Below are 7844 nucleotides of genomic sequence, written 5' to 3'. Positions count from 1 at the left end.
ACCACCTCGGCACCCCACAGGAACTCACCGACTACAGCGGCGAAATCGTCTGGTCCGCGCAATACGACGCCTACGGCAAAGTCGCCGCCGTCACCTTGGCCGGCGAAGACTACCTCGACCAACCGCTGCGTTTTCAGGGGCAGTACTTCGATGTTGAAAGCGGCCTGCATTACAACCGCCATCGGTATTACGACCCGAGATTGGGGCGGTATCTGACCCCGGATCCGGTGAAGCTGGCGGGCGGGTTGAATCAGTACCAATACGTGCCGAATCCGACGGGGTGGGTGGATCCGTTGGGGTTGAGTTGCACTCCGTGTCCCGGGGAAATACAAGCCGATGGACCTTTCAGTGAAATCGTTCCAGGAGGAGGTTTAGAGTTCCACAGATCGCGAGGTGGGCATGCTATTGAGAGGCATGTAGAAAGGTCGGAGGCTCAACTAAGAGCTAGACTAATAGATGAACCGAACATACCTATTGCGTCAACGTTTCTTAATAGGACAGAGGCCGAAGCTGCGCTCTCGAATGTTATCAGGAGCAATAGAGAAACAATTGATGGCTTTCTAGCAGCGAATGTCTGCTCCTGCTGGTGTAGGTGTTTTAAGACAGAGCGGAACGCTAGAACCGCTTTTTAGTATTAGATTAGTGCTGCGCCGGGATTCAACTTCACCACTTGGTTATTTCATCTTGACGGGTTTTGTAAATGACAACTGAGGATTTCCCCAGCCTATTCCAATTTCTCGGTGCATATTTTCACGAGGACTGGATGTGCGAGTCTGACGTGGCGGATGACATCGTAAAGTCTTTCATATCAGACTCTGAGACCCAAACGACCAATCGCGTCTTAAGAGAAATTGAAGCTCTGCTCTATTTGAATTTGAGCGAGCATTCTTTGAGAGATTTTTTGCTAAAAGAGATCGGATGCAGTTACTGCTACTGGCATGACTGGCCAAATGGGGAGGAGTGGTTAAAACACGTATCCTTCAAGCTCCAGCAGGCTCAATAGACACTTAAACCGTTGCCCAAAATCATAGGAAGATGCTCAGCCTTACCTTTGCGCATCTCAATAATGGCTATACATACCAAGGGCCTAAAATTAGGCCCTGATTTCCGAGCTTTAGGTTGCTTAGGAGATTAGCAGAACAACACCCCCTCACTGCTCATCCCCATCCTCCTCATACTCCATATCCGCCTCATCCGCATCATTCAACGGCACCGTCGCATCATCCATCAGCGACCCGGGATCTTCATTCCCCGGATCATTGATAAACGGCAATCCACTCGGGCCCTTCTCTTCTTTACCTTCAGTTTCAGGGGTCATGGCGCACCTCTTGAGCGTGTGGGATGTATGACGTTCGAAAAGCCCTGCCGCCAATCGTTCCTCTTTCTGACCGCCAGACACGAAAAACCCGGCACCAAGCCGGGTTTCCGTTGATCAATCAGCGATGTTTATTTTTGTGTTTGTTCTTGTGCTTGTGGCCGCCGGAATGAGATCCGCCGTCGTCGTCGCCAAGATTGTTACCTACCGCGCCGCCTGCTGCGCCGCCCAGGCCCGCGCCGATGGCGGAGCCGGTGGAGCCGCCGAGGCTGTTGCCGACGACCGAGCCGCCTGCTGCGCCAAGACCGCCCCCAATTGCGGCTTCGGTGCGGTTGCGTTTGTTCGCGCCGACGGCGCTGCCGGCCGCGCCGCCGACACCGGCGCCGACCGCCGCGCCCGTGCTGCCGCCGAGTTGTCCGCCAACCACATTACCCAGCGCACCACCAAGACCGCCACCTACCGCAGCGGTGCCGTCTCCGGCTGCCATCGCGCCCTGCGCCACGACCAAGCCAAAAAACAGTGCAGATAATGACAATCGCATATGAACCTCGCAGTTCCCGAATCGGGACAGTCCGCCCAAGCGGGGCGTATGCAGATTGGAGATGATTTCGGACGAAACGTTCAGCCATGAAAAAGCCCGACATCGAGTCGGGCTTGTCTGACCAGCAATCAGGCTCAGTGGCGCTTGTGACCTTTGCCCAGGTTGCTGCCGACTGCGCCGCCTGCCGCACCGCCCAGACCCGCGCCGATGGTGGCGCCGTTGCGGCCGCCCAAGCTGTTGCCGATCACCGAACCCCCGGCTGCACCGACACCGCCGCCGATCGCCGCTTTGGTACGGCTGCCCTTGCGTGCGGCGACGGCACTGCCCGCTGCGCCCGCAACGCCGGCGCCGATGGCGGCACCGGTGCTGCCGCCCATTTTCTGCCCGACCACGTTGCCCAGCGCGCCACCCAGGCCACCGCCCAGCGCCGCAGTGCCATCACCGGCAGCCATCGCACCTTGAGCAACCAGAAGGCCAAGAACCAGAGCAGGCAGTGTTAAACGCATGACGAAAACCTCAAATAAACGGGATGACGAGAAGGAGCGGGATTTAATGCCCTCGGCGCAGGAAAGTCCAGACGCAGGCAACAGCGTCGATTGGACCGCAATCAGGGAAAAGGTTTTATGCCGGACAAAAAAAAGCCCGCTGGGGAGACGGGCTGGAGACTTGCTTTCTAACGGATGGCTTCACACTACGTTGGCCAACGTGAAAAGTTTGTGAAAAAAAACCGACATTAATGTCAACGCCCGCCCCCTCATTCTTGCGCACATAAAAAACCCCGTTCAGTGACGGGGTGCGTGATGAAATCACTTTCTGGTCCTTGCCGTGACCTTGGGCAGGAATTTCGCTTTCGGCCCTTTGGGGGCTGTGGATTTGATTTTGCCGATGGTGACCGGATCCTCGCCAAACCCCGACTGATACTCCGACTGACCGCAGCGCACACAGTTGTTGAATGAAAACTCTGCGCCATCATCTTCGATAAATGGACCTGACATAGACTCTCCCCTACGCAACCGGGCCGACACCGGCAAAACAGTTTTGCCTGAAAAATATCGCCCCTAAGCGCTTTTGAGACTAGCTGGTCACTACTGGACTTGCCGTTCAGAAAAACTGATCACCGACGAACGGAAAAAGCGTCGCAAGCGATCATTCGCTAAAGATTTCCATCGAACGGCCGCTGCCCTTATTCCTAAAAATGAATCTCAAGGAGAGATCATGCAGATCAATGGATTCCCCAACATGCCAGTCGTAAAACTCACGGACGAGCAGATCGCTGCCGGGAAGGCCGGCGCGGAAAAACTCAAGGAAAAGATCGCCTCGGGTGAAATCACCATCAAATACCCGGACAAACCGCTTCTGCAGCCGGGCGTCGTCTACCATCCCAGCGAGCCCGCACCATCGGCGCAGCCTGACGGGACACCGCCCCTCGTTGCCATCGATGCACCGCTGACCTACGACTCAAGAGGCGCTGTGTTGCTCAAGCCTCAAGGCTGATTGACGCGAAAAAAGCCCATTCCTCGTGCGAGTGGGCTTTGTCTTCAACGCAATGATCAGCGCAGCTTCACCGCAGTTCCGGTGACAAACACCACGACCATGCCGCCCTTGCCTGCCGGCATGCTGATTTCAAAATCTACGCCGACCACGGCGTCAGCCTGCAGTGCCCGCGCTCGATCCTTCAACTCGTCGGTTGCCTGAATGCGTGCTTCTTTGAGAGCCCGCTCCAACGTCTGCGACCGCCCGCCAAAGAAGTCGCGCATGCCGGCGAACATATCGCGGATCACGTTGACCCCTTGCACAGATTCGGCGCTGACAATGTCCAGATAGGCCGTGATCTGCCGCCCCTCGACGGAATGGGTGGTGGAAATGATCATGGCAATTGTCCTACCCGAAAAATGAACGATGGATTGTAATGCCCGATCTGCGGTGATGCTCATCCCATCGGGCAATCACCGAAAACCCGTCGCCAAAAACCACAAAACCCCTGACTTCTTTCGAAATCAAGGGTTTTGTGTAATCAAATTTGGCGGTGAAGGAGAGATTCGAACTCTCGATACAGTTTCCTGTATACACACTTTCCAGGCGTGCTCCTTAAGCCACTCGGACACTTCACCGTATCTCTGCAGACATGTTCTGTCTGTCGAGGCGCGCTAATGTAGTCGAAAGCTTTTCCGATGGCAAACTTTTTTTCAGAATTTTCATGTGCTTAAGAGAGCACGCTGCGCTCGACCACGGAGGACGATGGCAAACCCGCCAATCTCGGGTGGGCCGCGCGCTTCCTTTCTAGAAGGCAAGAGGCGCACGGCGCTGGCTGAAGCGCAAAACGGTGACCGGCAGGTCAGTCACGGCGCTTTACCTGGCCTGCGGCGGTGGGTAACGTCTGCCCATCTTTCTAATAAGGAATAGCGTCATGAGCGAGTTGATTGCCTACCACCTCGAAGACGGTATCGCGACCCTGACCCTGAACAATGGCAAGGTCAACGCGATTTCTCCGGATGTGATTGCGGCGTTTAACGCGGCGCTGGATCAGGCGGTGGCGGATCGCGCCGTGGTGATCATTACCGGGCAGCCGGGGATTCTCTCGGGCGGTTATGACCTGAAGGTGATGACGGCCGGTCCGAAAGAGGCCGTTGCGTTGGTGACAGCAGGTTCGACGCTGGCCCGTCGCCTGCTCTCTCACCCGTTTCCGGTGATCGTTGCCTGTCCGGGACACGCCGTGGCCAAGGGTGCTTTTCTGCTGTTGTCCGCCGATTACCGCATTGGTGTCGACGGCCCGTTCAGCATCGGTCTGAACGAAGTGCAGATCGGCATGACCATGCACCACGCCGGCATTGAGCTGGCACGCGATCGCTTGCGGCGTTCGGCTTTCCATCGCTCGGTAATCAATGGCGAGATGTTCGATCCGCAAAGTGCCGTTGATGCAGGCTTCCTCGACAAAGTCGTCACTGGCGAAGAATTGCAGGGCGCCGCCCTGGCTGCCGCGCGTCAGTTGAAGAAGATCAATATGCTCGCGCACAAGAACACCAAGCTCAAAGTGCGCAAGCAACTGCTGGAAACCCTCGACGATGCGATCCTGCAGGATCAGCAGCATCTGGGCTGATCCGTTCAGAATCTGCCGGTGACAGATAGCCCGACCCTCGTGTCGGGCTTTTTCTTACGTTCAGCGTTGAATATTCGCTAAAAGCTCTAGGACGCGCCTGACAGGCAACGCTGAAACATGCGCTTAAACATCGGCCATCTCCTGACTCTACAGGGGCAATTGCCGAAAACAGTGCACATCCGTACACTGCGCCACCTTTTGTCCCGGTAGGCCTGCAAAAATGCTGTTCGTGTTTCGTATGTTGTTGATGGGCCTGCACTTTATTCTGGCCGGCGTGATGGGCGTGATCCTTGGCTTGTGCCGCCCGTTCAACCCGGACAACAGCCGACTCTGCGCCCGCCTCTACGCCTTGCCGGCGATGCGTATCCTGCGTTTGCGGGTCAAGTCAGAGGTCAACGGGTTGATGAACAAACCTGACAGCTGCGTGATCATCGCCAACCACCAGTCCAACTACGATCTGTTCGTGTTCGGCAACGTCGTCCCGCGCCGCACCGTGTGTATCGGCAAGAAAAGCCTGAAGTGGGTGCCGCTGTTCGGCCAGTTGTTCTGGCTGGCCGGCAATGTGTTGATCGACCGTGGCAATGCGCACAAGGCACGGCAGTCGATGCTGACGACCACTCACACTCTGCAAAACGAAGACACCTCGATCTGGGTATTTCCGGAAGGCACCCGCAACCTCGGTGAAGATTTGTTGCCCTTCAAGAAAGGCGCCTTCCAGATGGCAATTGCCGCCGGCGTGCCAATCGTTCCGGTGTGCGTGAGTAGTTACGTCAAGCACATGCGCTTGAATCGCTGGCGCAGCGGCGACGTTCTCATACGCTCCTTGCCCGCTATTCCTACAGTCGGATTGAGCATGGATGACATGCCGCTGCTCATCGAGCGATGCCGCGAGCAGATGCGTGAGTGCATCGAGTCGATGGATCGGCAACTGCAAGCCGCGTGAAAAAACAAACCCGCCCTGTGCGGGTTTTCTTTTGCCGGGTGAACTGTAGAAGTTTCACTGACTCTCAAGCAGCGACACGGCTAAGCTGAAGCCATGTTCCCCTGCCATCTGCCAAGAAGAAGTGAATCACCACCATGGGTCGAGTTGTTGCTGCTGCGGTGTACAGCGAAGGCAAGAAAGTTACCAATATCACGCTTGATGAAGGCGCGGCCTGGGCGGCCAAGCCGGGCCACTTCGTCTGGATCGGTCTGGAAGAACCGGACGCACAGGAATTATCCAACCTGCAACGCCAGTTCAATCTGCATGAGCTGGCCATCGAAGATGCGCTGGAAAAACATAGCCGGCCGAAACTGGAAACCTTTGGTGACGCTCTGTTTATCGTCACCTACTCGCCCGTTCGCGAACACGGCGTTTTGCAATTCATCGAGACGCATATCTTCGCCGGCAAGGGCTACATCATTACTGCGCGCAACGGCCACTCTGCGTCCTACGCCCAGGTGCGACAACGCTGTGAGGCGCGTCCGCTGCTGCTGGAGCACGGGGAGGATTTTGTCCTGTATGCCCTGCTCGATTTCGTCATCGAAAACTATCAGCCGGTAGGCGAAGCGATCCACGCCGAGATCGATGAGCTGGAGCGCAACGTGCTGTGCAGCGCCCTCAACGAGCGCGACATTCAGAAGCTCCACGGTTTGCGCCGTGACGTGGTGCGCTTGCGTCGATACGCGGCACCGATGGTGGAAATCGGCGAAGAGCTGCAAAAACTCAGTTTCCCGTTCATCGACAAGAACATGCGCCCGTACTTTCGCGATGTGCAAATTCACGTAACGCGGCAGATGGAAGACCTCAGCACGCTGGCGGATATTGCCAGCCAGACCATTGAGATCGGTGTGTTGCTCGAGGCGTCGCGGCAGAGCGTGGTGCAGCGCAAGTTCGCAGCGTGGGCAGCGATTCTGGCCTTCCCTACGGCCGTGGCCGGGATTTACGGGATGAACTTCCAGAACATGCCGGAGTTGACCTGGCATTACGGTTATTTTGCGGTGCTGGGGTTTATTGCGGTGGGGTGTGTGAGTTTGTGGGCGAGCTTCAAGAAGTCAGGCTGGTTGTAGAAAGCAAAAGATCGCAGCCTTTGGCAGCGCCTACAGAATTTCAGTGTAGGAGCAGCCGAAGGCTGCGATCTTTTGATCTTGCAACTGTCAGGCAACTTCTGGTTTGTGCGCCACAAAACGCATCATCCACTCCGCCACCGTAGCGCCGTGGTGCTCCTGTTCCAGGCTGGCGACACCCTTGCTGTAGATCCGCGAACCCAGCGCTTCCTGGCGCAAATCGAGCAGTGCCCGCGAGTAATCGTGAATGAATTCCGGATGGCCCTGGAAGCACAGCACTTGATCGTTGATGTGATAAGCCGCGAACGGGCAGAAATCGCTCGACGCGATCACCGTGGCATTTTCCGGCAGCTCGGTCACCTGATCCTGATGGCTGATCAACAGTGTCAGCTCTTCACGCACCGGGCTCATCCACGGCGCTTTGGCCGCCAGCTTGTAGTTGTGCGTGCCAACACCCCAACCCTGAGATGCACGCTCGCTCTTGCCGCCAAGCAGCAGCGCCAGCAATTGATGGCCGAAACACACGCCGAGCAGTTTGTCTCCGCGTTCATAGCGATTCAGAAGATAAGTCTTGAGGGTCTGAATCCACGGATCAGTGCCGAACGAATCGGCTTTGCTGCCGGTAACCAGATACGCATCGAAAGTCTCGTCGTCGCTTGGGTACTCACCATTCACCACGTTATAGACAGTGAACTCAGCGGCAATCGGTTGTTGCGAGAACAGGCGCTGGAACATCTGCCCATAACCCTGATATTGGTCAATCAATTCGGGCCGCAGGATGTCGGTTTCGAGAATGCAGATGCGCAGCGACATAAAAAATACCTGACACGTGATGGGAATAATGA

General features: G+C 56.4%; 12 protein-coding genes and 1 tRNA gene. 6 read left to right on the top strand and 7 right to left on the bottom strand.

The features are described from left to right. Both AC0Z4S_RS25465 and AC0Z4S_RS25460 read left to right on the top strand, forming a co-directional pair. Positions 1 to 632 (top strand): RHS repeat-associated core domain-containing protein (locus AC0Z4S_RS25465; RefSeq protein ID WP_485625006.1); only part of this gene is annotated, 632 nt, incomplete at its 5' end. A gap of 68 nt (positions 633 to 700) precedes the next feature. Then, on the top strand, positions 701 to 1003 hold the full coding sequence (locus AC0Z4S_RS25460; protein ID WP_485625005.1) for a contact-dependent growth inhibition system immunity protein: 303 nt from the start codon (positions 701 to 703) through the stop codon (positions 1001 to 1003). Positions 1004 to 1150: 147 nt separating this feature from the next. Here the strand turns inward: AC0Z4S_RS25460 and AC0Z4S_RS25455 are convergent, their stop codons facing one another. The 4 genes from AC0Z4S_RS25455 to AC0Z4S_RS25440 form a co-directional block, all read right to left on the bottom strand. Next, the gene (locus AC0Z4S_RS25455) at positions 1151 to 1318 is read right to left on the bottom strand and encodes a hypothetical protein (protein WP_016773805.1); all 168 of its coding nucleotides are present in this window, start codon (positions 1316 to 1318) and stop codon (positions 1151 to 1153) included. Positions 1319 to 1436: 118 nt separating this feature from the next. Beyond that, entirely contained in the window at positions 1437 to 1856 is a 420-nt protein-coding gene (locus AC0Z4S_RS25450; protein ID WP_024012287.1) for a YMGG-like glycine zipper-containing protein, read from the bottom strand. Positions 1857 to 1990: 134 nt separating this feature from the next. Further along, positions 1991 to 2362 carry a hypothetical protein gene (locus tag AC0Z4S_RS25445; protein ID WP_016773803.1) on the bottom strand — a complete coding sequence of 124 codons (372 nt, stop codon included), beginning with the start codon at positions 2360 to 2362 and terminating at the stop codon, positions 1991 to 1993. Positions 2363 to 2662: 300 nt separating this feature from the next. Continuing rightward, a complete protein-coding gene (locus AC0Z4S_RS25440) occupies positions 2663 to 2851 on the bottom strand; it encodes a hypothetical protein (protein WP_253500604.1) in 189 nt (62 codons plus the stop codon). Positions 2852 to 3071: 220 nt separating this feature from the next. On the opposite strand from AC0Z4S_RS25440, the gene AC0Z4S_RS25435 reads away from it, so the two are divergent. Further along, positions 3072 to 3350 carry a hypothetical protein gene (locus tag AC0Z4S_RS25435; protein WP_485625004.1) on the top strand — a complete coding sequence of 93 codons (279 nt, stop codon included), beginning with the start codon at positions 3072 to 3074 and terminating at the stop codon, positions 3348 to 3350. A gap of 56 nt (positions 3351 to 3406) precedes the next feature. On the opposite strand, the gene AC0Z4S_RS25430 is transcribed toward AC0Z4S_RS25435, so the two are convergent. Beyond that, entirely contained in the window at positions 3407 to 3727 is a 321-nt protein-coding gene (locus AC0Z4S_RS25430; protein ID WP_016773801.1) for a YbjQ family protein, read from the bottom strand. 150 nt (positions 3728 to 3877) lie between these two features. Beyond that, a tRNA-Ser gene (locus tag AC0Z4S_RS25425) sits at positions 3878 to 3967 on the bottom strand. Positions 3968 to 4263: 296 nt separating this feature from the next. On the opposite strand from AC0Z4S_RS25425, the gene AC0Z4S_RS25420 reads away from it, so the two are divergent. The 3 genes from AC0Z4S_RS25420 (at position 4264) to AC0Z4S_RS25410 (ending at position 7002) form a co-directional block, all read left to right on the top strand. Continuing rightward, entirely contained in the window at positions 4264 to 4953 is a 690-nt protein-coding gene (locus AC0Z4S_RS25420; RefSeq protein WP_471879464.1) for a crotonase/enoyl-CoA hydratase family protein, read from the top strand. Positions 4954 to 5173: 220 nt separating this feature from the next. Further along, complete coding sequence (locus tag AC0Z4S_RS25415) at positions 5174 to 5896, top strand: lysophospholipid acyltransferase family protein (RefSeq protein ID WP_485625003.1); 723 nt, start codon at positions 5174 to 5176, stop codon at positions 5894 to 5896. A gap of 134 nt (positions 5897 to 6030) precedes the next feature. Next, positions 6031 to 7002, top strand: a complete 972-nt coding sequence (locus tag AC0Z4S_RS25410) for a magnesium and cobalt transport protein CorA (RefSeq protein ID WP_471879466.1) — start codon at positions 6031 to 6033, stop codon at positions 7000 to 7002. A gap of 87 nt (positions 7003 to 7089) precedes the next feature. Here AC0Z4S_RS25410 and AC0Z4S_RS25405 read toward each other — a convergent pair whose 3' ends face one another. Next, entirely contained in the window at positions 7090 to 7812 is a 723-nt protein-coding gene (locus AC0Z4S_RS25405) for an amidotransferase (RefSeq protein WP_485625002.1), read from the bottom strand. Positions 7813 to 7844: the final 32 nt, after the last annotated feature.

Source organism: Pseudomonas sp. 1L-B-1-E-C1, from assembly GCF_057291835.1.
The sequence above is the reverse complement of the archived record's forward strand: the minus strand, read 5'-3'. Positions and strand labels throughout refer to the sequence as shown.

Excerpts from the sequence above, each read along its gene's own strand:
- AC0Z4S_RS25460 (WP_485625005.1), top strand. The coding sequence starts at position 701 with ATGACAACTGAGGATTTCCCCAGCCTATTCCAATTTCTCGGTGCATAT.
- AC0Z4S_RS25455 (WP_016773805.1), bottom strand. The coding sequence starts at position 1,318 with ATGACCCCTGAAACTGAAGGTAAAGAAGAGAAGGGCCCGAGTGGATTG.
- AC0Z4S_RS25450 (WP_024012287.1), bottom strand. The coding sequence starts at position 1,856 with ATGCGATTGTCATTATCTGCACTGTTTTTTGGCTTGGTCGTGGCGCAG.
- AC0Z4S_RS25445 (WP_016773803.1), bottom strand. The coding sequence starts at position 2,362 with ATGCGTTTAACACTGCCTGCTCTGGTTCTTGGCCTTCTGGTTGCTCAA.
- AC0Z4S_RS25440 (WP_253500604.1), bottom strand. The coding sequence starts at position 2,851 with ATGTCAGGTCCATTTATCGAAGATGATGGCGCAGAGTTTTCATTCAAC.
- AC0Z4S_RS25435 (WP_485625004.1), top strand. The coding sequence starts at position 3,072 with ATGCAGATCAATGGATTCCCCAACATGCCAGTCGTAAAACTCACGGAC.
- AC0Z4S_RS25430 (WP_016773801.1), bottom strand. The coding sequence starts at position 3,727 with ATGATCATTTCCACCACCCATTCCGTCGAGGGGCGGCAGATCACGGCC.
- AC0Z4S_RS25420 (WP_471879464.1), top strand. The coding sequence starts at position 4,264 with ATGAGCGAGTTGATTGCCTACCACCTCGAAGACGGTATCGCGACCCTG.
- AC0Z4S_RS25415 (WP_485625003.1), top strand. The coding sequence starts at position 5,174 with ATGCTGTTCGTGTTTCGTATGTTGTTGATGGGCCTGCACTTTATTCTG.
- AC0Z4S_RS25410 (WP_471879466.1), top strand. The coding sequence starts at position 6,031 with ATGGGTCGAGTTGTTGCTGCTGCGGTGTACAGCGAAGGCAAGAAAGTT.
- AC0Z4S_RS25405 (WP_485625002.1), bottom strand. The coding sequence starts at position 7,812 with ATGTCGCTGCGCATCTGCATTCTCGAAACCGACATCCTGCGGCCCGAA.